Here is a 24,255-nt window from a genome sequence, read left to right as displayed (position 1 = left end):
AGGAGACCCTCCACAGACGGGGTGAGCATGGCGAAGAGCGGCAGGACAGAATGACCTTCGGAGAGGTCTATGCGCAGCATTTCCGGTTCGTCTGGCGCTCGCTGCGACGCCTCGGCGTGCCCGAGAGCGACGCCGCCGACGCGGTTCAGGACGTGTTCCTGGTCGTCCATCGGCGGTTGCCGGAATTCGAGAACCGCTCAAAAGTTACAACTTGGCTTTACAGTATTTGCTTCCACGTCGCCCGTGACCGGCGCAAGCTGGCGCACATGAGGCGGCGCGCTCACGATGACGAGCCGTTGCTCGACTGCGCGGACGACCGGGCCGACGTGGGCGCCGAGGCCGAGCGGCGCCAGGCGATCGAGCTCCTGGAGGCCATCCTCGACGAGCTGCCCCTCGAGCAACGCGCCGTGTTCACGCTCTTCGAGCTCGACGGCATGGGCGGCGAAGAGGTCGCCGAGCTGCTCGACGTCCCGCTGGGGACCGTCTACTCGCGCCTGCGCCTCGCGCGCGACGCGTTCCGCCGCGCGGTCGTGCGCCTGAACGCGCGCGACCAGTTCCGCGTGGGCGGGGCCACGCCCACGAAATCGCAGCCTGTGCTGAAGGCGGCGGCGGTCGACGCCGGGCTCCCGGCCCTCGAGCGGGGCCCGGCGCCGCCAGGGCCTTCCTCGATCGTCCTCCCCCTGCCGGGGGTCGAACGGCGCTCCCTCTGGAAGCGCGCGGGAGGGGAGCGATGAGCGATCCCGTGCGCTGGCTCGATGCCGAGGTGAGCGCGCTCGACACGGAGCGCGATCTCCTCCGTGCAGCTCCGCCCGTGGACCCGCCCGACGGCGCGCAGGAGCGGGTGTGGGCCGCGATGGCCGCGCAGCTCGGCCTCGCCGGAGCGGCCTCGCTCGGCGGGATCCAGGGCGCCGGAGGAGGGGCGCTCTCCGCGAACGCGGGGGGCGCGGCGAGCGCTGCCGCGAACGCGGGGGGCGCGGCGAGCGCTGCCGCGAGCGGCGCGGGCAAGGTCGCCGCCGCCACGTCGGCGGGCAAGGTCGCCGCCGCGTCCGCGAGCAAGATCGCCGCCGCCGCGTCCGCGGGCAAGGTGGCGTCGGCCGCAGGGGTCGGCGCTGCGGGCGCGATGGGCGCTGCGGGCGGCGCCGGCGCTGCCGGCACCGCCAGCGCGGCGGCAGCGGTCGCCGCCGCGGGCGCGGCGGGCGCCGCGGGCATCGTGAAGTCGATGCTCCTCGGCGCCGCCTGCGGGGGCCTGTTCCTCGCCGGCTATGCCGTCGTGGCCCCGCCGAGCGCGGCGCCGCCGGCTCAGGTCGTCGAGGTCGCGCCGCCGGCGGCGCAGCTGGCGCAAGGGCCGGCAGCGTACGCCGAGGCGTCGCGGCCGGCCGAAGCGCCTGCGCCGGTCGAGGCGTCGCGGCCGGCCGAAGCGCCTGCGCCGGCCGAGGCGGCGCGGCCGGCCGAAGCGCCTGCGCCGGCCGAGGCGGCGCAGGCGGTGGCGGACCGGTCGCTCGCGCCGGCCAGGCCCCGCACGGCCGCGGCTCCCGTGAGGCCGGACGCACCGCGGCGGGAGCGCGTCGCTAGCGCGCCGCCCGCGGACGTGGCCGAGGTCGCCGAGGCAGCGCCCGCGGAGGCGGAAGGGACGCCCGCGCCCGAGGCGGAAGGGACGCCCGCGCCGGAAGCCGCAGGCGCCGCCCTCGCGGACGGGGCCGCCAGCCCGGCGGCCTCGCGAGAGAGCCGGCTGCGCGAGGAGCTGACGCTCCTCGCCGACGCGCGCGCGGCGCTCCGGCGCGGCGACGCCGCCGGCGCGCTGGTCATCGCCGAGCAGGCGCGGCTCCGCTTCCCGGGCGGCGCGCTGGCCCAGGAGCGAGAGGCGCTCACCATCGAAGCGCTCTGGCACAGCGGCCAGCGCGCGGCCGCGGCGCAGCGCGCATCGGCGTTCCTCCGCGCCTACCCCTCCAGCCCCCACGTCTCCCGCCTCCACTCCTTCACCCACTAGAGGGGGGCGATTCCGCTTCGGATACGGGCCCATCTCGACGTTTTCGGTGCTCGGCGTACAGGAGTACGCCTGCGCGCCGAAAACGCCGATATGGGCCCGTCTCCTGTGCGGAATAGCCCCCCTCTGGATGCGCTGGTTGGAAGGAGGGGAGGGGCGCGCGATGCGCGGCAGAGCGATGGGGGGAGCAATGCGCGGAGGCATGGAGAGCGCGGGGGGCTGCGTGCTTAGTGTCTGCGCGATTTGAATCCTTGGATCGGGGGGCTCGGTTTTTGCGGAGGGGGCGTCTTGGGTGCGGGAGGGGGAGGGCGTGGGACGTTTGTTGTGGGGGAGATGCTTTTTTGAAATGGGGAGCGGGGCGAGCGCCCCTTCACGCTCTGTCACAGCAGGCTTTCGGCGGCGGCGCTCGGGGCCGCTCATGGAGGAGCCATGTCATCGAGGCTTTTGAGGACCGTATCGCCCTTTGTCGTCGTGAGCGCCGTGTCGCTCGCCGCATGTCAAGTGGAGATCTCGCTCGGAGGGGCGAACACCAGCTCGTCGAGCTCGGGAGTCGGCGGGAGCGGCGGAGGCGGCGTCGGCGGGAGCGACGTCGCCACCAGCTCCAGCAGCGTCGTCACCAGCAGCGCCTCGGGGGGGGTGAACGTGGATTGGCCGGAGTTCACGCCGGACAAGGTCGACGTCCTCTTCGTGATCGACAACTCCGGATCGATGGCGGACAAACAGCAGATCTTGCGCCTGGCGACCGCCGACCTCGTGTCCAACATCGTCAACCCGATCTGCGTGAACCCGAGCGGCGTGCCGGTGAGCGACGCCGAGCAGCCCGCGACCGGGTTCGAGGCGTGCCCGGCGGGCACCGCGCGCGTGCGCAACCCGGTGCACGACATGCACATCGGCGTCATCAGCAGCAGCCTCGGCGGCCACGGGTCGAGCGCCTGCCCCGCGATGACGTCCCCCTCGAACGTCGACATGGCCCACCTCCTCGCGCGCTCCAACGAGTCGAGCTCGAACGATCTGCCGACCTACCAGGACAGGGGCTTCCTCGTGTGGGATCCGGCCGGAGCCCACGATCCGGCAGGGGACTCCGATGTCACGACGCTTCACAGCAAGCTCAGCGCCATCGTGGCCGGGGTCGGACAGGCGGGGTGCGGCTTCGAGGCGCCGCTGGAGAGCATGTACCGCTTCCTCGCCGATCCCGAGCCCTACGAGCGGATCGAGATCCGAGGCGACGTCGCCACGCCGATGGGGGTCGATGAGACGCTCCTGACCCAGCGGCGGAACTTCCTCCGGCCGGACTCGCTCCTGCTCATCGTGATGCTCTCCGACGAGAACGACTGCTCGATCCGGGACGAAGGCAGGAACTACCTCGTCGCCGAGACCAGAAATGGCTTCAGGCTCTGGCGGCCGCGGAGCGAGTGCGCCATCGACCCGAATCACGCGTGCTGCAAGTCCTGCAGCCAGAACCAGGACGGGTGCCCCCCGGACCCGGCCTGCACGGGCGCCGACGGCTTCCCCGCCAGGCTCTCCGCGTCCGAGGACCCGGTGAACTCCCGGTGCTGGGACCAGAAGCGCCGCTTCGGGTTCGACTTTCTCTACCCGCTCGAGCGCTACACCAACGCGCTCTCGTCGCCGTACGTGGCCACGCGGGCCGGAGACCTCGTGCCGAACCCGATCTTCACCCACCCCGACGACGGCAACACCCTGACCCGCGGGCCGCAGCACGTCATCTTCACCGGCATCGTCGGGGTGCCGTGGCAGGACCTCGCGCGCCAGAACGCCCTCGGGGTCCCCGACCTCGACGCGGGCCTCGACGAGCAAGGCAATCCGGTCGGCGGGCTCAAGAGCGCCGCCGAGCTCGGCTCCACGTTGCCCGGCAGCTCCAACAACGTCTGGGACCTCGTCGTCGGCGATCCGGCGAACAACGTCCCGCCCGCGGACCCGTTCATGATCGAGTCGATGGCGCCGCGCGCGGGCGCGAACCCGATCACCGGCGATGCGATCGTCCCGCCGAGCGCCACGGGGTGGAACGCGATCAACGGCCGCGAGTACACGATCCCGGGGGGCGGCACCGGCGACCTCCAGTACGCTTGCATCTTCGACGTCGAGGAGCGCGAATGCGCCGGGAACACTCAGAGCTGCGATTGCAGGGAGATCGCGGGCCAGGCCACCGACAACCCGCTGTGCGCGCCGCAGCAGGGGAACGACCCGGCGGATCCCAGCGCGCGGACGACGACGCAGATCAAGGCCAAGGCCTACCCGGGCATCCGCGAGCTGCGGGTGCTCAAGAGCCTCGGGGATCAGGCGATCGCGGGCTCGATCTGCCCGGCGCAGACGAACGATCCTGACAGCGAGCTGGGCGACTTCGGCTACACGCCGGTCATCCGGGCGGTGCTCGAGCGGCTCGACGCGTCGCTCTGACCGCGGCAGCGGCCGCGCCCCGCGACCGCGTCCCGTGACCCGCGCCCGGTCGGCGCGCCTCCTGCGCGCCGACCGGGCGCGCCATCCATGCCCCCATGGGAAGGGCCTCCGCCCTCGAGGCCCCGAGATCCTCCCGTCAAGCCGTTGGCACAACTGCCACACAGCAAGACATCCCGATCGCGGTGATCGCGCTCGACGTCGAGAGCTCCGCGCGAAATTCAGCGATTTCCAGTGGCACCGAAGCTGCCTCTGGGCGGGCGCATGGTGGGACGCGGCCCTCGAACGACGCGCTGCTCGAGGGCGCAGACCGCAGCAGCGCTGCAGGTGGCGCGGACGATCACACCGGGGGCGTCCTCGTCGGCAGCGCCCGCGCGATGGGCTCGCGGCGCGGCCGCCGCGCTGGTGGCCACGCCGGATTTCGGACAAGCACAATGCGGAGGTTCTGATGCGCCACAAAGGACTAGGGCTCTTGCTGATCGTGATCGGGCTCGTGGGCTGCGACCCAGGGGGAGGCGGCGGCGACACCGGAGGAACGACGGACCCGCCGGGCCCTCAGGCGTGCGGCGGGTTCCTCGGGACGGGCTGTCCTGATGGGCTCGAGTGCGTCGATGATCCGGCCGACGACTGCGACCCGGAGCACGGCGGGGCGGACTGCCCCGGCGTGTGCGTCGAGCCGAAGCCGCCGTCGCCGGCGTGCGGCGGCTTCGCGGGCCTGCCGTGCCCCGACGGGCTCGAGTGCATCGACGACCCGAGCGACGACTGCGACCCGGAGCACGGCGGGGCCGACTGCGGCGGCATCTGCGTGGAGCCGAAGCCGGCGCCGGCGTGCGGCGGCATCGCGGGGCTACCGTGCCCCGAGGGGCTGGTGTGCATCGACGACCCGAACGACGACTGCGACCCGGAGCGCGGCGGGGCGGACTGCGGCGGCATCTGCGTGGAGCCGAAGCCCGGGCCGGCGTGCGGCGGCTTCGCGGGGCTGGACTGCCCCGACGGGCAGCTGTGCATCGACGACCCGTCGGACGGCTGCGACCCGGAGCACGGCGGGGCGGACTGCGGCGGCATCTGCGTGACGCCCGAGCCCGCGCCGGTGGCGTGCGGCGGCATCACGGCGCGCCCGTGCCCCGAGGGGCTGGTGTGCATCGACGACCCGGGCGACGACTGCGATCCGGCGATCGGCGCGGACTGCGGCGGCATCTGCGTGAAGCGGTGAGCCGACCCGCGCGGGGCGCGCCGCCGTCGCGAGGCGCGCGCCCCGCGCCGGATCGCGCTCAGTACCGGTGCTTCCAGAGCAGGTCGAGCGTCGTCGCCGGGCTCTCGCCCGTCGCCATCCCGGCCCGCAACGACCAGTCCCGGCGGAACCGCCACTCGAGGCTCACCTCGGTGCGGGCTCGCGCGGCGGCGGGGCTGCTCGGGGAGCCGGCCCCCTGCCCCTCCCCCCCCGTCGGCCCCGCCTCGTAGCTCGCGCTCGCGGTCACCCGCTGCCCGAGCTGGTAGCCCACCGTGGTCTTCAGCGCGCCCTGGTCCGTCGTGTCCAGCTGCGTCTCGAAATTCTGGAGCGGGCCGATGCTCCGCAGGATCATGTTGATCTGCGCCGACGCGAGCCCCGTGCCCACGCCGGCCGCGACCCCGCCGGCCGCGTTGCTGCCGCCGCCCGAGCCGGGCTCCTCGGTGGACGTGCCGCCCGCCAGCGTCCCTTCCGCGTACTGCTTGCCGAGCAGGAGCTCCGCGATCACCTCGTTCTCCGGGCGCGCGGGCTCCGAACGGAAGGTGACCTTCTCCTCGGTGATCGGGTTCAGCTTCCCCTCGTAGTCGATGTAGATGCGGGTCCCCTCCGGCGTGTCGTGGAACGCCGTCACGTTCAGGTACGGGTTCGAGGGATCCCCCTGCAGCGCGACGACGCCGGGCTCGATCTCGAACTCCTTGCCGATCACCTCGAGCTTGCCCGAGAGGATCTTCACGTTGCCCTCGATCTGGGTCTCCCCCGCGACCTTGATCCGGATCGGGTGCTCCGGATCGCCGGACAGCGAGGCCTGCACCATGTCGCCCTCGACGCCGATCCTGCCGAGGCGCACGTCCATGAGCAGCGGCGTGCCGCCCTCGCGCTTCTTCGCCTCCTCGGTCGGCTCGGCCGGCGCCCGCCGCGCTTCGTACTCTTCCCGGCTGAGCGGCGCCGACGTGACGATGTCCTCGTTCTCGTCGAGCGGCTGCACGCTCCGCCCGATCGTGGGCGGCAGCGTCAGGTTGAGCGTGGGCACGTCGACGCGGACGACGATCTGCTCGTCCCGGCTCTCCGCCGCGAGCACCACCCGGCCGCGCGCGTCGCCCATGGGGACGCCCTCCAGCGCGATCGGGAGATCCCGGCCCTCCGGGATCTCGAGCTCGGCGCGGGCGCTCCGGAACGCGAACCCCTCCATCTGGAGCGTCGCCTTGCCGCGGACCTGGCCGCTGCCGGCTTCGGCGCGGATGTCGTCGATGCGAAGCTCGCCGGAGGGGCTCGCCGTGACGCGGAACGAGGCGTTCTCGAACGGCTGGCCGATCGTGGCCACGTGGACCAGGCCGTCGGTGAGCCGCATCTGACCGGAGAAGCCCGCCTGCGCGCCGAGCCCGAGCCGCACCTCGCCGTCGAGCGTGCCGTCGAGCCGGTTCACCGAGCCCTGGACGAACGGCTCCAGCGCCGCCAGGCGGAAGCGATCGACCGCGAGCGACACCTTGGCGTTCTCGTCGTCCGTGAGCGTCGGGATCGCGTTCGCCTCCCACCTCATCGGCGCCTCCGCCTTGGCCTCGAGCCGGCCGCCGTCGCGCCCCACGAGGCGCACGTTCGCCACCGCCGCGGTGCGCCCGGCGCCGCCCGGCGGCGCGATGTCGAGCGACACCTCGGCGGTCTCGTACCGCACGTCGGGGCCGAGCGAGAGACCCGGGAACTGGAGGCGCGCCTCGACCTCGGGGGCGGCCTCGAACAGGCCCCGCACGGCGACCTCGCCGCGCGCCTGACCGCCGATCTGCATGTCGGCGAGGACGGGGATCTCCGAGAGCGGCAGGTCCGCGATCTTCGCCTCGAGGCTGCCCTTGCTGAGGAGCGGACCGCCCCCCGCGCCGCCCAGCAAGGCGGCGGCGTTCGCGCCGACCTTCGCCTTCGCCGTCATGTACGTGCGCGAGCCGCGGAACGCGAACGCGTCGAGCGCGGCGTCGCGCCCGTCGTAGACGAGCAGCGTGTCGAGCCGGAGCTTGCCGAGCGGCGAGCGGCCCCCGTTGCCGCCCACGTTCGTCGCGGTCGCGCGGGCCACGAGCCGGGGATCGGCCATCGTCCCCGCGAAGTACACGTCGAGGCCCGCGGAGCCGGAGAGCACCGGGGTCCTCTTGCCGAGGGCGGCCAGCTCGGCGAGATCGTTGAGCCGGCGGCGCGGCACGCTGAGGTGCGCCGCGACCGGCATCCGCGGGAGCGCCGCGGCCGGATCCGCCATGAGCGCCGGGAGATCGGCGTCGACCGCGGCCGAGAGCTCCGCCACGAGCTGGCGGTCGAACACCGACAGCGTGACGTGCGCGTCGCCCGTTTTCGCGTCGAGATCGCCGGCGATCCGCGCGTCGAGCTTCCTCGACACCCACGCCGGCGCGCCCGTCGTCTCGTCGATGGGCCCCGCCGCGCGCAGGCCCTCGGTGCGGATCAAGAGGCTCCGCACCGACGGGAGCCGCTCTCCCGCCTCGCGCGCCACCGCGAGGCGCGCGGTGAGCCGGCCCGCGAGCTCGCTCAGGGCGAGCTGGACCGGCGACGCCTGGGCCAGGCACCCGAGCTGCCATGCGTCGGCGTCCATGCGCGCCGAGCCGGTGACCGTCTCCCAGGTGCGCCCCGAGAGCAGCGGCCCGCGCAGCGCCTTCGCGTCCCCGTCGATCAGCACCCGCGCGATCGCGCCCTGGCACACCGGGGGCGGCGGCGTCCTCGGCCGCCGCGCCAGGTCGCCGACCGTGGCCGACGGCTCGCCCGGCGTCGCGCCCTGGCGCAGGGCCTCCCGCGAGCGGGCCGGAGGGGGCTCGGGCGGCGCGATCAGCCGGACCAGCCCGTCGGCCTTCAGCGCCTCGCCCTCGACGCGCGCGGTCATGTTCATCGACAGCCGCGGCGCCACGCCCGGGAGGGAGCCGTCCTCGAGCTCGATGAGCGCGTGCCCCGCGCGGCGCTTGCCCCGGCCGTGCATCGACACGTCGATGTTGGCGAGGCCCCCGACCCCGAGCGGCACCCCGGCGATCTCGGCGATGCGCTCGAGGTGGATCGCGGTGCCGCGGAGGTCGCCCTCGACCTCATTGCCGACGAGCGACAGGTTCCCCTCGAGCTCGCCCACGCCGTCGCCGCGCAGCTCGAGCCCGCGGAGCGCGATGCCGCGGTCCCACGCGACGCGCGCCGCCTGCGCGGTCATCTCGTCCTCGCCGCGCGCCACCTCCACGCGGATCCGCCGCGCCTCGCTCCGCTCGATGTCGAGATCGGCCGAGGCCGAGATCCGGCGCTCGGCGCTGGCCAGCGACGCGCGCACGCGCGGCGCGGTGACGGGCCCCGCGACGCTCGCCGCGACGCTGCTGAACGCGTACTGCTGCGCGCGGAGATCCGCGCCCCGGAACGTGCCCTCGACCGTGAGCTTGTCGAGGGGACCTCTGGCCTTGGCCCGGACCTCGCCGCGCCCGAGCCGCAGATCCGACCCGACGCGGAGCCCGGCGACGCGCACGGTCGCCTTGGCGTCGAGCTCGTCGTTCTTGAGCGCGCCCTCGACGTGCAGCGCGGCGCTGCCGTGGATGCCGCTCGGGACGTGCTGCACGGCGCTGAGGGACGGGATCTCGCTCTGCGCCTCGAACTGGATCTCCCCTTCCTTGGAGAGGGCGACGGTGGCCTCGATGGGCGCGCCGGGCTCGTGGATCGTCGCGGCGGCGCGCAGCGCGCCGCGCTCGAAGGTCGCGCGCGCCTCGGTCGCCGGCACGCGCTGCCCCACGATGAGGAACGGCTTCGTCTTCGCCTCGGCGACGACGCGCGGGCCGCCCTCGTCGTCGAGGTGGATCTCCCCGCGGGCCTCCGCGCTCACCCGCGCGGCCGGGGCCGCCCCGGCGAAGGCGCGCGGGTCGAGCTCGGCGATCCGGATCTCGGCCGTGATGCGCTTCGGATCGAGCGCGTCCAGCCGGGCGCGGGCGGTGATCTCGCCGGTCACCGCGTCGTCGGTGACGAGCGGATCGAGGACCGCGACGCGCGCCGTCACGGCGAGGTCCGAGAGCGCCCCGTCCGCCGTGACCAGGACCGAGATCGGCCGCGCGAGCGGCGCGCTCGGGTCGATCGCGAGGACCGCCTCGGGGGTCACGCGCGGCGACGCGACCCGCGCCGAGAGGCGCTCGTCCTTCAGCGTCCCCTCGGCCGTGAGCGGGATCGCGCCGACGCTCCCCTCGAGCTTCGCGGTGAGCGCCATGGGCGCGTCCGTGGGGACGTCGACGTCCCCGGAGACGCGGGTCACCTCGATGGGGACCGGCAGGAGGCGCCGCTCGGCGATGCGCACGCGCTCGAGCGCGTACCGGCTCCGGTCCGCGACGACGATGCCGCCGGCGAGGTCCTCGATCGCCGCGTCGATCGGGCTCCCGGGGGCGACCGTGCCGTGGACCGCGGCGCGATCGAGGACGACGCGCGAGAGCTCGAGGCGGAGCGGGCGCCCCGCCTCGGCGGGCGGCTCCTCGGACGGCTTCGGCGTGAACGCCTCGGCGAGGGTGAGCGCGCCCTGCTCGTCCTGCTCCAGCAGGACATCCGCGTCGGCGACCCGGACGAGCGGGATCGTGATGGCGAGGTCGCCGTCGCCGAGCAGGAGCTCTCTCACGATCGAGAGCGCGTTGAACTCGGCGTGGACGCCGCTCACGCGCAGGAGCTCCGTCCCGCTGGGGTGGCGCACCGTCACCGTGGAGACATCGGTCGCGAAGATGCCGAGGCGGTCGATCCGCGCGATCTCGATCTGCCCTTCCAGGCTCGATCGCAGGACGTCGTTGACGAGCTGCCGTGTCAGGTTGCGGGTCGCGGCGGTGTTCAGGTGGACGACCGCGCCGACCCCGACCGCCGCGACGAAGACGCCCCCCAGGCCGATCACGCTGGCCGTCACGGAGGCCGCGCGGGCGAGCGCCCGGCGGAAGCGGCCCTGCCGGTGCGGGACGGCTGCGCCAGGCACGGGAGGATGGGTGGGCGGGTCGGGCATAGAGATCAGCTAGGGATGGCGCGCGGGACCGCAGCTCTGGGAGACCGTCGAACCGACAAATCCGGGGAGGCCCGACGGCCTCATGCAGATCTCCCCGAGAGCGCGACGGACGTCCAGCCGGTGGCGGGCGAGGCGCGTCCTCCGGCATGCGCGCGCGCCCGCCGTCGGCTGGACGGCGGGCGCTCGCGGCCTGCTGCGGCCCGGTCCTACGCGCGCGGGAAGTCGTGGCGCGGGACCTCGTAGGGGGACGGGTCGGGGACCTCGGGCGTGTGCGTGGGCGCCGGCACCTCGGGCTGGTGCGTCCTCGGCGCCGGATCCCCGCCGGGCCGCTCCGTCCCGGGGAGCTGGATCTCGCGGTCCGGTGAGGTCCGGCCAGGCGAGCCTGGGTTCTCCGGCTTCTCGCCAGGAGGGCTCACCTGCGGCGCGCCGGGCCGGGCGGGCTCACCGCTTGATTGCTGCGAAGCGTTCTTCATGGCTCCACCTTTCCTTGGATCGCGCCGGGGCGCGGCGGATCACGACGGGACGCGGCGCCCCAGCGCGAGCGAGATGACGGCGAGCACCAGGAACGCGACGAACAGGATCTTCGCGATGGACGCGGCGCTCGCGGCGATACCGCCGAACCCGAAGATGGCAGCGATGATCGCGATGATGAAGAAGGTGACAGTCCAGCCGAGCATGATGTCCTCCAAGGGGTCTCAGGGGTCGACCCGTTGTGTTCGTGGGGACGACCTCAACGTGATTCTGTTTGAGGTTGATTGCAGCCCCCGTGCCGATGGGCGGCAGCGACCGGTCCGAGGCGTGTTTCCCGGGGTTCTGTGCGGGCGCGGCGGCGCGGCGCCGAGCTCGGCGCCGCCGCTTCCGTCCTGGGGCCCGCGCGGCTGCCTCTGCCGTGGGGCATGATGCCCCGACCGTGACACCTGTGCGGGCGCAGATCCGGGGCGCGCGCCGCGCCGCGCTGCTCGCGCCCGCGCTGCTCGGCGCCGGCCGCGCTGCACGGAGGCTCCACGGGGACGCCCCACAACTTCCCGGATCGGGCGACTCGGGACGAGCTATAACGACCCGGCCATGCCGAAATCCAAGGTTGCTGTGATCCGCACGTCCCCTGCGACGGTGCTCTCGGACTACCACCGGCTGATGAACCTGGCCGGTTACCAGGATGTGGTCGCCAAGGACGCCGACACGGCGCTCAAGGTGAACATTTCCTGGCACTTCTTCTACCCGAGCTCGTCCACGACGCCCTGGCAGCTGGAGGGCGTCATCCGGGCGATGACGAAGGACGGGTACTCGAAGGACCTGATCCACGCGTGCCACAACCGCACGGTCGTGATCGACGCCCACCTCGGCGAGCGCGAGAACAAGCAGATCGACGTGGTGCAGGCGCAAGGCCTGCGCAACGTCCACCTCTACGAGGGGGAGGAGTGGATCCCGATCGGGGACGCGGTCGGGGATCTCCGGAAGAAGTTCCTCTGTCTGAACGACGTGTACCCGAAGGGGTTCTCGATCCCGAAGCGCTTCATCGGGGAGAACATCATCCACCTGCCCACGGTGAAGACGCACATCTTCACGACGACCACGGGCGCGATGAAGAACGCGTTCGGCGGCCTGCTGAACGAGCACCGGCACTGGACGCACCCGGTGATCCACGAGACGCTCGTGGACCTCCTGATGATCCAGAAGAAGATCCACCGCGGGGTCTTCGCGGTGATGGACGGCACCTTCGCGGGCGACGGCCCCGGGCCGCGCTGTATGGTGCCGCACGTGAAGAACGTGCTGCTCGCGTCGGCGGACCAGGTGGCGATCGACGCGGTGGCGGCGAAGCTGATGGGGTTCGACCCGATGCGCGACTGCAAGTTCGTGCGCCTCGCGCACGATCTCGGCCTCGGGACGGGCGACGTGCGCGACATCGAGCTCGTGGGCGACCTGGACGCGGCGAACGAGAACTGGAACTTCGACGGGCCGTTCAAGGAGATGACGTTCGCCTCGCGCAACCAGCACCGCATCTACTGGGGGCCGCTGAAGAAGCCGGTGGAGTGGTCGCTCAAGACCTGGCTCGCGCCGTGGGCCTACGTGGCGTCGGTCACGTACCACGACATGTTCTGGTACCCGCGGTACGCGAAGGAGAAGATGGCGCCCGTGCTGGAGAGCCCGTGGGGGCGGCTGTTCGCGAACTGGGGCAAGGTGCAGCCCGACGCGGAGGGGCAAGGCTACCCCGACGTCGGGTCGGCGAGCCCGGATCTGGTCCGCACCGGGGTGCGGCACTTCCTCGAGGGCATGCGCCTCGTGGGGATGGCGGTGGCGGAGTCGCCGGAGATCCAGGTCCGCAAGCGGGCGCGCGCGCAGGCGGCCGGCGGGGGCGGGGCGGCGGCGGTGTAGGTGCCGGGGGGAGTCCACCTCCACGCACCGGGAGAGGCTGCGGGCGCTGACGGGCGCCCGCTCGCCAGCCGCCAGGCGGGCCTCTCTGCGCACCACTGGACCGGCCTGCACAGACCGGCGTCGCGCTACGCTGGGCCTCGGCGGGCTTGAGCAGGAGGTCGACCGATGACCGACGTAGAGCGAATTTTCCAAGAGATCCAGGGCCTGCCGGTCCAGGAGCGGCTCCGGCTCATCGAACGCGTGGTCCATGAGCTCGCGGATGGCTCCGCAAGCGAGGATCTATCACGCGAGGCAGAGGCAGCGCCGTCCCTGCTCGGGCTCTTCGCCGACGACCCCGAGGCGGTCGACGCGATGATGGAGGTCGTCCGGGAGAATCGTCGCTCCTCCAGGTTGCGCGACGTGGAGGGAGCGGGTGAGAAAGGCGCTCCTTGACACGGATATCCTGTCCGAGATCACCAAGGCCAAGAGCCCGGCTGTCGTGGCGCGCGCGCGCTCGTACATCGGCTTCCATGGCCGCTTCACGTTCTCCGTGATCTCTGTCATGGAGGTCGTGGCTGGCTACTCGCTTCGGCAGGCAGAGGAGAAGACGAGGCGGTTCCTGGAGATGGCGCATCGGAGCGAGGTGTTGCTCCTGGACGCGACTGCGGCCGAGCTCGCTGGCCGCATCCTGGCCGATCTGCAGAGGACCGGCACGCCGATCGGCGTACCGGATACGATGATCGCCGCGACCGCGATTCATCACGGGATGCCGCTCGTGACCGGCAACACGTCGGATTACCGCCGCGTTCAATCCGCCGGTTACCCCCTGGTTCTGGAGAACTGGCGGGAGCCGACGTGAGCCCATCTCAGGCTCAGGCGCAGATGACGGCGACCGCCCCGGCGTTCGGGCCCGAGCGTCACCCGCGAGCTCCCTGACCCGCCTTGTTCCGTACGTCCGGCTTGACGCACCTGCCACCCTGCGCTTTCCTAAGGGCGTCGAAAAAGGCGGACCGGTTCGGTGAGCCCGGTCGCTTCCGCGAGGGAGCTCTGTCCGACGCACCAGCGCCAGGACCCACGACGAGCAGGACGCAGTCTGCGCTGCGCCTGGTCGGGGCATCCATGGGCGAGCACATCCATCACCAGCATCCTGCGGGAACGCGCGCCGGCACACGCCGGCGCCGGACGGGTCGCGCATGGTGGGTCCCGACCTTTCAACCCCCTGAAAGGACCCGACATGCATCTCAACCACCTTGACCTGTGCGTACCCGACGTCCGAGAGACCAGCGAGTTCTTCGAGCGGTTCTTCGGCTTCCGATGCCAGCGGGAGAAGGGGCGCGACGCGCTCGCCATCCTGCAGGACGAGGCCGGCTTCACGCTCGTGATCAGCCGGCTGCGCGCCGGGGACCCGACCAGCTATCCGGCCCAGTTCCACGTGGGCTTCCTGCTCGACAGCGAGGCGGCGGTCCAGGAGGCGTATGACCGGATGAGGGAGGCGAACGCGGAGAACGTGTCGCCGCTGCGGGATGTCCGCGGCGGGCCGGCGTTCTACACGCGGGCGCCGGGCGGCGTGCTCGTCGAGGTGAGCCACCGCCGCTGACGGCGCGAAGCGCACCGGCTCCACGGGATCCGACAGCTGGCCTAGTGGACTGTTCGATAAGTTTTTTAACATAATCACGCGGCATGCCGCTCAACCCAGCGGTGCATTTTCTGCCGCGTCCAGGACCACCTGAACGGGTGAGCGTAGAGCTGGTCGTACTCTCGCCAGCTCGCGTCCAGGTGCTCGACGAGCTGCTGGCGGCTGTTCCAGCTGCCGCGCTTCAGGTAGCGCTCGCTGAACGCGCGGAGCAGCAACTCAGCCTGGTTGAGCCACGAGGCGTGCGCCGGCGTCACGAGGACGCGGACGTGCGGGTAGAGGGTACGCAGCAGGGTGGTGGTCTCCTGTGCGACGTGGGACGGGGCTCCGTCCCAGATCAGGTGCACGCGTCGCGCATCGCAGCACTCGTGGAGTAACTCGGGCAGGATCGCGCGCAGGTGCTCGCTATCGTTCCGGTTGGGGCACCATCCGCGCATCTTGCCCGTGTGCACATCGAGGACCGCGGCGAAGTTCACCGTCCCGTGCCGGATGTACTCGAACTCCTGGTGCTCGGCCTGGCCGGGCCTCGCGGGGCGCGTCGGTCGCCGGCGTTCGAGCACCTGGATGTTCGGCTTCTCGTCGAAGCAAAGTACAAGCTCGCCGCGCGCGGCTAGATCCGAGGCTCTTTCGTAGCACCACAGGATGCGCGTCACCCTCCTCTCGAAGTCGGCATCGATCGTGGGCGTCTTCCAGTACCGCGAACGGTGGGGTTGCAGATCGGCGGTACGCAGGATCAGCGAGACGGTCGAGTGCGCGATCTTCGGCACCAGCCCACGCTCAGCCGCCACCTTCGCCAGGCTGCGCGTCGACCAGTGCGTCATGTGCAGCCCGAGCCCTGCGGGCTCACAACAGGCGAGCATCTCGAGGCCGACGCGTTGCAGAGGGGGAAAAAGCCCGGGGCCGACCCTCGCGAGGGGCGTCCTCGACCGCCCGAACCCCCACCTTTTCGTACCGACGGCAGAGGTGCCAGATGCTCTCGCGCCTCTGCTCCACGTGCGTCGCCAGTTCCTCCACGACCGTCGCCGGGTCTGCCATGGCCAAGAGCACCCGAGCTCGGCGAGCCACGCGTTGCTCGGTCCGTCCATCGCGCACCAGCCGCTCCAGGTACGCCCGATCCTCCTGCGACAGCTCGATCTTCCTGGGTGGTCGTCCTCGCATGCCGAAGCTTACGCCACCCCGGGGAATATGTTAAAAAACTTATCGAACAGTCCACTAGCATCACGGGTCAGAAATCCCGCCAGGGATTTTCCGGTCGGAGAGGAGCGGTGGCTGGAAAGCTCAGTGCCTCATCCAGGGGGGCGAAGTCGCCCAGGCCGAGCTCAGCGACCTTGCGCGCGGCGCGTTTGTAGCGGTGGATCTGACGGCTCGACTTGTGCCCGGTCCGATCGGAAATCCACGTCTCAGTGCGACCGTTCGCTTCAAGATGTCCCGGCAGCATGGAGATCGCGCCATCCACCTGGTCGATCCGGTTTCTAAAATAAAATCCCCTTTTCTTTCCTTTTCCTTGGGGTGGGCTTGACGAAGCGCTCCGCGTTGTATGCGCGCTCCAACGCCTTCTGCCGCCACGGGTCCGGCAGCAGCGTGGCCGCGTCGCGGTAACGCTTGGACTGCTCCTGCTTGAAGGCAGGGGACTCGCGGATGTCCATCGACGAGACGGCTTCTTTCACGAGCGCGAGGTTGTAGAGGGCCTCGCCCGCGTAGGGCGCCTTGGGAACCGCCTCGACGATGGCCGCGAGCGCCCTTGTGTCGCCGAACCCCGCGGGGAGAGGGCGTGGATCGTGCACCCACGCCTTCGGCGTCCACGCCTTCGGGTAGTCCGGGGCGTGTCGAAGCGCGGTCGCCGTCGCGAGGAAGAGATCCACCTTGTGCGATCGTGGCAGCGAGCTGGCGAGCGAGATCGCGCGCTCGATGTCCGACGCGCGCATCCACTGCAGCCCCAGCAGCAACCGCGCTTGCGCGTGGAGCCACACCACGTCGGCCGGCAGATCGGCCGCCTCGAGGGCCGCGCGGTGCGGCGCCGGAAGCCCTTTGTCCATCAGCGCCCGCAAGAACGCAGGCTGGCGGGCGAGCGACGGCTCGAGCAGCAGCCCCGCATAGAACGTCGGCAGCAAGCCGGCGAGCCGCTCGTTGGTGGAGCCCGGTGACGCAGGCGGGGGCGGTGGTAGCTTCAGGGCAAGCTCGGGAGGCATGGTGTTCAACGCCAGGGAAGATATCCACCCGAACGGCGGGGACAGCGCCCCGGCGGGCCAGCTCCTCCGCGGGAACGTCCCATCGGGCGCGACCCTCCGCGGGGGCGACGGGGGGGCGGCCTTCCGGAGCGGCGGATACGGCATCAATGCCGAGGAGGTGTCGAAAAAGATGCTCATCAGGCAGTAGGGCTGCGTTTTGCGCATGAATATCCCGCCCCGGTTGGCGCGATAGTCGTCGAGCACGCCGAGCGCAGCGAAGTCGCGGAAGCTTACCAGGTAGGCATGGACGGCCTGGTCCACCAGCGGTTTATACAAGGCACGCCGGCCGAGGGAATAGGCATTGAAGAGACCCATCTCAGCCCTGCCGATTTTCCTCGATGGGCCGGCCACCCACATCACCACGTCGTCAACCGTCGTTAGCGACACTTCCGCCAGCGCAGACGCAGCGATGGTGCGGCCGTAGGAAGCCGGCATCGAGAGCACCTGTGCCCCGAGCTCGTCCAGAAGGGCCTTTTGCGCCTCCCACTCCGGCGTCAGGGTCTGCGCGAGGCGCGTCACGTCCTCTCGGGTGGGGCTCGCTCTGAGGTCGAGCGGCGGCAAATGGGGCGCCACGCGGGATACCCTGGATGCGAGCGCATGGCCATAGAGGGTCAGGTAAATCGCGCGGCTCATCCCCTGCGGAGGTGCGGCGAGCATCGGCACAACCAGCGCTTCGGCGCAGGCCGGAGGCGCGAGCTCCGCGCGCAGCGCCCGCACGACGCCGGCGGGCAGGCCGGCGCACCCCTCGAGCGCCGCGAGCTTCGCGCTGCGCTCGGACGCGCTCGGCGCGGAGAGCGCGGCGGCGAGGGCGGCGAGCGTCTTCTGTCGCGTCGCGCAGGCGGGCGCGCCGGCGTCCGCCGACGGCGTCCTGCGCACCAGGGCCGAGCATTCCAGAGGCGGTGGGGACAGCCCCGCAGGGGGCGCTGGGAGCGGGAGGGTCGCCGGGTCGAAGGATACGGGCTCCTCAGTCCATGGGTCGTCCTCGTGCTTCGCGCTCTGGGCGTACGGGTCACTCGGCGCCACTTGGGCGGCCGCGCCGCCAGATGACGCGGCCGCACCGGGCGCGGCCGCATCGCTGGATGACGCAGCGGCGGGCGCGTTCGATCCGGTCGCGGCCTCTGCGGCCGCCGGGGGTGGCGCGGGCGCGGCGCACGCGGAGAGCGCCGCGGCGAGCAGACCGGGCAGCACGTATCGGAGGGCGCGCGGGCGCGTGGACGGGTGCGGGTGTTCAGCGCGCTTCATCATGGATTCGAGTCTCCCTGCGTGGATTGGCCGAGGAGGCGAGGGCCGCTGCCGCGATGCAAAGCGCTTTTGTCAGAGCAAGATGTGACGGTCTCATGAAATTGTTCTCCATGCGCGCGAGGCACAATCGTCTCGAGAGGAACCGCCGCGCTCGGCGCATGTCAGGGCGCACGAGGCGCGGCCGCCCGACTGTTGACTGGTGAATGTCGGCCCCCGCGATCGTCGATCACCGAAACAGCCCCCGACCGCGTCGTTTCCCTGCTGTGCTTGATCACGCAGCGCGACGAGGACCCGAGCACGCCGGACCGTCCGCAGCTTCCTCGAATGAGCTCGCGGTGACGCGCTGGACGCCCTCCCGGCTCTCCGGAGAGGGCGGCTGCTGACGAACGCGTGGCAACGGATCTCGTTGCGTGTTCGCGTTCTCGCGCCTCACGAGCTTCCCGATTCACCGCCTTCATGACAAGCCCCTCCGGGCCGACGAAAGCACCCCCCGGAACAACACCGCTCGTGGATGACGGACGATGAAGGCAGCCCAGGAAATCCTCGATTTCTACACGCGCCCCGCGGCGATTACGTCCGCCGGCGCCCATGCGCCACGGCTCGACGAGCTGCCGCGCGACGTACCCTCGCTCGTCCGGGTCGAGCAGGGCCTGCTGCTGAACCAGCACTGGGCGCAAGCGTACGGCGTGGAGCTATCGGACGAGCGCCGCAACGAGCCCCACCTCCGTCCGGTCAACCGGATGCTGCATGGGACCACGCACAGCCCGCGGGCGAGGATGGCAGAGGGGGCGGCGCGCGTCTCAGTCGCCTGGCGCGACAGGGGCAAGGAGCGAGGTGTCGATGCGCAGGGCGCGCGCCGTGTAGGGCCCCATGGGAGACGCCTGCGTGCGCACCGCGACGGTGAGCTCCGCGCCGAACGCGGAAGCGTGGACGAGCGGCTGATCCCGGCTCGATTCGATGTAGCCGTTGTTCCCGAGCGCGGGGAGCGGCACCACCAGCGTGACCTCCGGGGAGCCTCCGGCCGACGGCACGCGCACGAGGCGCAGCTCGCCCCGGCTTTCGTCCACCGTGACGTCGCCGGCGCACACGAACGATCCGTTGATGTTCCGCACCTCGTAGTCGATCGTCCAGTCGATATGGCTGATCACGACCGCGATCCATACGTCGCCATCGCTCGTGCGCGCGGCCGAGAAGGCCGACCACCCGAGCCCCGAGGTCACGTCGTGGCATTCGGCCGGGCAGCCGCCGGTGGGCTCGCTGGAGTCCGCGGGCACCAAGCCGCGCGAACATTCGAACGTCGGTGTCGCGGTTCCGGGGATCGCGATCTCGTCGAAGCCGGCGCCCTCGGCGGCGCTCGCCAGCCGCAGCCCGTCGGGGTGCTGCACGACCGCGGCGGCGCGCGGAACCATCGCTTCCCCGGCGGGCTGCGGCGGCGCGATGACGCCGTAGTCGAGCGGCCAATATCCGGCGACCGGAGCGCCGAGGCTCCGCTCCGTGGTGCCATCGAGCACCTTGAGCTGCCAGCTCAACGAATCCGCCTCGGCGAACCCAAAGGCCAGCGGCGCGCCGTCCGGCGCGAGGCCGAAATGGGTCCAGTCGCTGCGGCTCGGCCGGCTCGCCGGCACGAGGTCCCAGGTGCCGCTCGGCGCGCGCGTCGCGTGGACGAAGCGGTCGGGCCCGTCCGCAGCGAACCAGATGTGCGGCTCGCCCCGGGAATCCATCGCGAAGCCGTACACCGGCACGGCCTTGTCCTCGGGGTCGAACACCGGCTGCTCCTCGGTCGCGCCGCCGGCGAGCGGCAGGAACACGAGACCGCCGGGATAGGCGCCTGGGCTGGCCTGCGTCTCATCCGCTGCGGCGTACGCCTCTCCATCCGGCGAGAGCGCCACGTGCATGTAAATGGCCTCCATGTCGAGATCGCGTTGCGTCGCCCCCTCCTTGTCGAGCTCGAACAGCCGCGTCGGGTCGTTGCCGAGCGCCACGAGGTACGTCGCGCCCGCCGCCGGCGCGGCCATCACTCCGCCGAACGCAAAATTGGACTCGGTGCAGGTCACCTCCACGTCGAGCGTGATCGCGCATGGCGCGTCCGCAGGACAGGCGTCGTCGTGGTTGCCCGGCCGCGAATCGCACGTCACCGCCGCGCCGCCCTGACCGCCCGCGCCGCCCTGACCGCCCGCGCCGCCCTGACCGCCCGCGCCGCCTGCCGCTTCTGCGCCTGGCGACCCCTTGATATCGATCTGGCACCCAGCCGTCAGCCACAGGCCGGCGAGGATGCCGGCGCTCAAGATCCATTGGTCGAGCGAATTCAATTGTCTTCCCATGATCGATCGCCTCCTTGGAATGCGTAGCCACTCCAGTGCGTGGCCGCTCCGCAACAGACGTGCCACTCGATTTTCTGCGCAATAGCCACGGTCACACTTGATACTCGTGCTCCCACGCGCCATGGCAACGACTTTCACAATTGACAGATTGTGCCGCCTTGTGTCGCAATGGTCGCGATCCGCTGGAGCTCGCCGATGGGCAGCCCCTCCTCTCCTCGGCGACGGGCTCGCTGGCGGCGAGGGGATGGTCGGCTCCAACCGGACCCTGCAAGGGCTCCTCGGAGCCACATCCGGTGAAGCTCCACGACGCCTGGAGAGCAAACCAACCTGAGCCAGGAAGACAGCTGAGCGGCGTGACACAAATTCAGCAGGTGCCCTCGCCTGTGCATTGGTAGATCCTATGTTCTCTTGCCCGGTCGTGAGGCCGGGCGATGAGGGACCAGCGCGCGGTAGCGCTCCGCGGAGGGCGGCGGCGCGCCCTGCTCGGCGCGCTCCGCGTGCGCCGTCGTGGCCGCGTCGCGCGCCGCCTCCGCGCGCGCAGGGTGGTCGGCCAAGGTCGCGCTGATCATGGTCTGCTGCAGCTATGTTCGGAGGCGGGCGCCGGGATCACGAAATCGTGAGCCGATGCGAGCGGCGGGCTCGACGTTCGGCCCAAGCTTGCTCGCGCCTCCGGTGCCACCGGGGCGAGACCAGGCGGCAGCGATCTGCAGGTCGGCAGGGGGGTGGGCGAGACCAGGCGGCAGCGACCTGCAGGTCGGCAGCGGGGTGGGCGAGACCAGGCGGCAGCGACCTGCAGGTCGGCAGGGGGCTGGGCGAGACCAGGCGGCAGCGACCTGCAGGTCGGCAGGGGGCTGGGCGAGACCAGGCGGCAGCGACCTGCAGGTCGGCAGCGGGGTGGGCGAGACCAGGCGGCAGCGACCTGCAGGGGTGGTGCCCTAATGAGCGGCAGCGGGGTGGGCGAGACCAGGCGGCAGCGACCTGCAGGGGTGGTGCCCTAATGAGCGCAGACGGCGCGCCGCCGCTTGACCGGCGCGTGCGACCGCCAGGCGGTCACCGATTTGAAGTTCAAGCGTCCCCATCCAATACGCCCTCTGTGCTGGACGTTGGACATCGCCGGCGCCGTCTGATTCTTCCCCGCTTCCGTGGACACCCCCGGAGGCACCCAGGGGGCAGGGATGGGACGGAGAAAGAGGAGGGCGTTCACGCCCGAGTTCAAGGCGGAGGCGGTACGGTTGGCTAAGGCGGGCGACCGGAGCATTGGCCAGGTAGCGAAGGACCTCGACCTGACCGAGACGGCGATGCGCGACTGGATCAAGCGCGCGGACGCTGACGCGGACCACGGCCCGCCGGGAGCGTTGACCACGCCGGAGCGTGAGCATTCAGAGCTGGTGAAGTCGCCTTCCTCGGCGGCGATGTCGGGCGAACCGTTTATCCTCGTGTGGCTCCTCACTGCTGGCGCGCCCAACGCTCCGAATGAGCCGCCAACGAACGCGATGAAAGCGAACCCCTCCTCGTCGACCTCATTCGGTCGCTAGGCTCGCCTTCCCAAAAATCTTAACTTTGGCCTCATGGATTTCTAGTGCGAGGATCACCTCGTCCCGCGTCCAGCTTGGATTGCCGTGCCCGTGTGTTACGGCCATGATATGTGCCCAACGACTTCGGCTTCTGCTGCGCGTGGATGCGCTACGTTCACCCACGCGTCGACGATCTCGACGAGCACTGTCCGGGACGCGGACAGGCCCGGCGTCACGACGAAGCTCCCTCAGCGCGCCGCGCTGGCCGCGTGCGACGGCCGCCGCCCCGACGTCACGGCCGGCGCGGCGCCCGCGACGAACCTGACGCGCACCGGCTTCGGCCGGAGCGGCGGCAGCGAGCGCGCGAGCCGCTCGTACGCGTCGCGCCCCACGCGCCGCTCCTCGTGGACGAGCGTCGCCCAGATCTCCGCCTCGCGCGCCTCCGCCTGCTCGGCCGCGCGCGGATCGAAGCGCAGCCCGCGCTCGAGGGCCGTCGCGCCGGGCACGCCGCCCTCGGCGCGCCGCGCCGCGCGCTCCCGGAAGACGCCCGGCCCGAAGCGGTCGTACTGGAGGATCGTGTGCGCCGTCGACACCGCGCCGGCCCACGGATAGCTGCGCAGCGTCCAGCCGCGCGACAGGTCGGCGAGCCGCTCGTCGACGTCGGCGCGCTCGGCGTCGGTCTTCCACGGCTCCCGCGGGACGAAGAACAGGCCGAGCCCGAGCTCGTCGCCCTCCAGCTCGAACACCTCGTCGATGCCGAACCGCTCCGGCGCCTGCGCGACCAGCGAGCCGTGCGTCAGCCCGAACTCGCCGACGATGTACACCGCGAGCGCCTCCCGCCGCTCGCGCAGGAAATCGAGCGTCTCGACCGCCTCGGCGTGCGTCTCGGTGGGGAAGTCCGTGAAGCACATCGCCTCGGCGGCCACGCCCGCGGACGCGAGGTGATCGATGACGTCGGAGACGACCTCGACCGGCGCGCCCTTGTCGATGAGGCCGAGGACCCGCGGCGACGCCGACTCGACGCCGAGCGCGCACGCGACGGCGCCCGCGCGGCGCAGCACGTCCGCGCGCTCCTGCGTGAGGTACTTCTCCGGCTTGAGGTCGGTCGCCCACCGCACGTCGAGGCCGGCGTCGAGGATCGCCTGCGCCATCTTCACGAGCGTCTTCGGCGCGACCGAGTCCTGCGACAGGTAGAAGTGGCGGGTGCCGTGCCGCGCGGCGAGCGCCCCGAGGTGCGCCACGATCGTCTCGACGGCGCGCTCGCGGTACGCCGCGGTGCCGACCTCCGCGAGCCCGTAATGGCAGAACGTGCACTTGCCCCAGTAGCAGCCCCGCGTCGGGTCGTACGGGAGCACCAGCGTCGGCGCAAGGTACGCCCCGACCGGGAGCCCGTCGAAGTCGGGCGCCGGGAGCGCCTTCAGGTCCTCCATGCCGTGGCCGGGCGTCCAGCGCGCGCCCATCAGCCGGTCGCGCGCCACGACGTTCGGCACGTCGCGCAGCGGCCGGCCCTCGTCGAGGGCGCGCGCGAGCGCGAGCAGGGTGTGCTCGCCCTCGAAGAGGCACGCCGAGTCGAACGGGCCGAGGGCGCGCGCGAGCCGCTCGCCCGAGAGCCGGAGGAGCAGCTGCGTGACGCCGGGGCCGCCGCACGTGACGTGCACGCCCGGCAGCGCCTCCTTGATCTTGCGCGCGAACGCGTACGCGGGCTGGAGCTGGCCGGGGAAGCACACGGAGAGACCCACGATGTCGGCGCGCGCGTCGCGGAGCCGGGGCACGAGGACCTGCTGCACCCAGGCGTCGAACGGATCGTGCTCCGGGCGGCTCGACCGGGCGATCTCGTCCATCGACATCAGGCCGAACGGCGTCCGGTACGCCGTGAAGTCGAGCTTGAGCGGGTGGTGCGTGGCCGACACGACGCCGAGCGCCGCCTCGATCGTCGCGACCGCGCGGGCGTAGGCGTCCGGGTCGTAGAAAGTATCGGCGGAGCGGAGCGCGGCCTTGGCGCCCTCGACCGCGCCCGGGACGGCGTGCGCGTCGCCGCGCGCGCGGGCGAGGGCCAGGTACTCGAGCTGCTCGGCGTGCGGGAGCGCCGCGCGCCGGTCGAGCTCGCCGAGGCGCGCCTCGAGCCGGTCGAGGAGCCCCGCCATGCGGTCCTGGGTGAGGAGGGCGTCGAACGCCTCGACGTTCGCGTCGACGGGCAGCACCTCGACGCCGTTCGCGCGGAGGAAGCCGGTCAGCATCGGCACCGCGAGGTACGGCGCCGTGGGGTCGCAGGTCGGCGGATAGACGAGCGCGATGCGCATGCGGGGCGGCGGTCTAGCACAGGCCCGGAGGAGCGTCCGGGCCGGTCGACCGCGATGCCGTCG

Annotated in this window: 16 protein-coding genes and 1 pseudogene; 9 read left to right on the top strand and 8 right to left on the bottom strand. The window is 71.9% G+C overall.

Annotated features, from left to right (window positions below; genetic code table 11):
• Nucleotides 1-50 precede the first annotated feature (50 nt).
• The 4 genes from WME98_RS02205 to WME98_RS02190 all read left to right on the top strand — a co-directional run bounded on the left by WME98_RS02205 (nt 51) and on the right by WME98_RS02190 (nt 5,609).
• Nucleotides 51-734 carry an RNA polymerase sigma factor gene (locus WME98_RS02205; RefSeq protein WP_437331928.1) on the top strand — a complete coding sequence of 228 codons (684 nt, stop codon included), beginning with the start codon at nt 51-53 and terminating at the stop codon, nt 732-734.
• An 8-nt stretch (nt 735-742) separates the two neighbouring features.
• Nucleotides 743-1,987 carry a hypothetical protein gene (locus tag WME98_RS02200; protein ID WP_437949745.1) on the top strand — a complete coding sequence of 415 codons (1,245 nt, stop codon included), beginning with the start codon at nt 743-745 and terminating at the stop codon, nt 1,985-1,987.
• Nucleotides 1,988-2,413: 426 nt separating this feature from the next.
• Nucleotides 2,414-4,399: a hypothetical protein gene (locus WME98_RS02195; RefSeq protein ID WP_437949744.1), complete on the top strand. Its 1,986-nt coding sequence runs from the start codon at nt 2,414-2,416 to the stop codon at nt 4,397-4,399.
• A 445-nt stretch (nt 4,400-4,844) separates the two neighbouring features.
• On the top strand, nt 4,845-5,609 hold the full coding sequence (locus WME98_RS02190; protein ID WP_437949743.1) for a hypothetical protein: 765 nt from the start codon (nt 4,845-4,847) through the stop codon (nt 5,607-5,609).
• A gap of 58 nt (nt 5,610-5,667) precedes the next feature.
• Here the strand turns inward: WME98_RS02190 and WME98_RS02185 are convergent, their stop codons facing one another.
• The 3 genes from WME98_RS02185 to WME98_RS02175 form a co-directional block, all read right to left on the bottom strand.
• Nucleotides 5,668-10,575, bottom strand: a complete 4,908-nt coding sequence (locus tag WME98_RS02185) for a translocation/assembly module TamB domain-containing protein (protein ID WP_437949742.1) — start codon at nt 10,573-10,575, stop codon at nt 5,668-5,670.
• Nucleotides 10,576-10,808: 233 nt separating this feature from the next.
• On the bottom strand, nt 10,809-11,075 hold the full coding sequence (locus tag WME98_RS02180; protein WP_061626598.1) for a hypothetical protein: 267 nt from the start codon (nt 11,073-11,075) through the stop codon (nt 10,809-10,811).
• Between the two features lie 39 nt (nt 11,076-11,114).
• Nucleotides 11,115-11,279 (bottom strand): DUF1328 family protein, encoded by a 165-nt coding sequence (locus WME98_RS02175; RefSeq protein ID WP_044988936.1) that lies wholly within the window; start codon nt 11,277-11,279, stop codon nt 11,115-11,117.
• 388 nt (nt 11,280-11,667) lie between these two features.
• Between WME98_RS02175 and WME98_RS02170 the strand changes: the two genes are divergently transcribed.
• From WME98_RS02170 to WME98_RS02155, 4 genes are all read left to right on the top strand, one after another.
• On the top strand, nt 11,668-12,975 hold the full coding sequence (locus WME98_RS02170; RefSeq protein WP_061626597.1) for a DUF362 domain-containing protein: 1,308 nt from the start codon (nt 11,668-11,670) through the stop codon (nt 12,973-12,975).
• A gap of 165 nt (nt 12,976-13,140) precedes the next feature.
• On the top strand, nt 13,141-13,407 hold the full coding sequence (locus WME98_RS02165; RefSeq protein ID WP_437949741.1) for a hypothetical protein: 267 nt from the start codon (nt 13,141-13,143) through the stop codon (nt 13,405-13,407).
• Complete coding sequence (locus WME98_RS02160) at nt 13,388-13,813, top strand: type II toxin-antitoxin system VapC family toxin (RefSeq protein ID WP_437949740.1); 426 nt, start codon at nt 13,388-13,390, stop codon at nt 13,811-13,813. Before WME98_RS02165 ends, WME98_RS02160 begins: the two co-directional genes overlap by 20 nt.
• A gap of 375 nt (nt 13,814-14,188) precedes the next feature.
• Entirely contained in the window at nt 14,189-14,551 is a 363-nt protein-coding gene (locus tag WME98_RS02155) for a VOC family protein (RefSeq protein WP_437949739.1), read from the top strand.
• Between the two features lie 74 nt (nt 14,552-14,625).
• Here the strand turns inward: WME98_RS02155 and WME98_RS02150 are convergent, their stop codons facing one another.
• The 4 genes from WME98_RS02150 to WME98_RS02135 form a co-directional block, all read right to left on the bottom strand.
• Entirely contained in the window at nt 14,626-15,447 is an 822-nt protein-coding gene (locus tag WME98_RS02150; RefSeq protein ID WP_437949738.1) for an IS630 family transposase, read from the bottom strand.
• Between the two features lie 365 nt (nt 15,448-15,812).
• Entirely contained in the window at nt 15,813-16,043 is a 231-nt protein-coding gene (locus WME98_RS02145) for a hypothetical protein (RefSeq protein ID WP_437949737.1), read from the bottom strand.
• Between the two features lie 16 nt (nt 16,044-16,059).
• Entirely contained in the window at nt 16,060-18,060 is a 2,001-nt protein-coding gene (locus WME98_RS02140; RefSeq protein WP_437949736.1) for a hypothetical protein, read from the bottom strand.
• Nucleotides 18,061-18,857: 797 nt separating this feature from the next.
• Nucleotides 18,858-20,378, bottom strand: coding sequence for a hypothetical protein (locus tag WME98_RS02135; protein WP_437949735.1), 1,521 nt, complete (start codon nt 20,376-20,378; stop codon nt 18,858-18,860).
• A 1,175-nt stretch (nt 20,379-21,553) separates the two neighbouring features.
• On the opposite strand from WME98_RS02135, the pseudogene WME98_RS02130 reads away from it, so the two are divergent.
• A pseudogene (locus WME98_RS02130) lies at nt 21,554-21,754 on the top strand (transposase); the annotation flags it as partial.
• A gap of 386 nt (nt 21,755-22,140) precedes the next feature.
• On the opposite strand, the gene WME98_RS02125 reads toward WME98_RS02130, so the two are convergent.
• On the bottom strand, nt 22,141-24,192 hold the full coding sequence (locus WME98_RS02125; protein ID WP_437949734.1) for a B12-binding domain-containing radical SAM protein: 2,052 nt from the start codon (nt 24,190-24,192) through the stop codon (nt 22,141-22,143).
• Nucleotides 24,193-24,255 lie beyond the last annotated feature (63 nt).

Source organism: Sorangium sp. So ce296 (assembly GCF_051529605.1).
GTDB lineage: Bacteria > Myxococcota_A > Polyangia > Polyangiales > Polyangiaceae > Sorangium > Sorangium cellulosum_D.
Note: the sequence above shows the minus strand (reverse complement) of the source record. Positions and strands in the feature narration are given on the sequence as shown.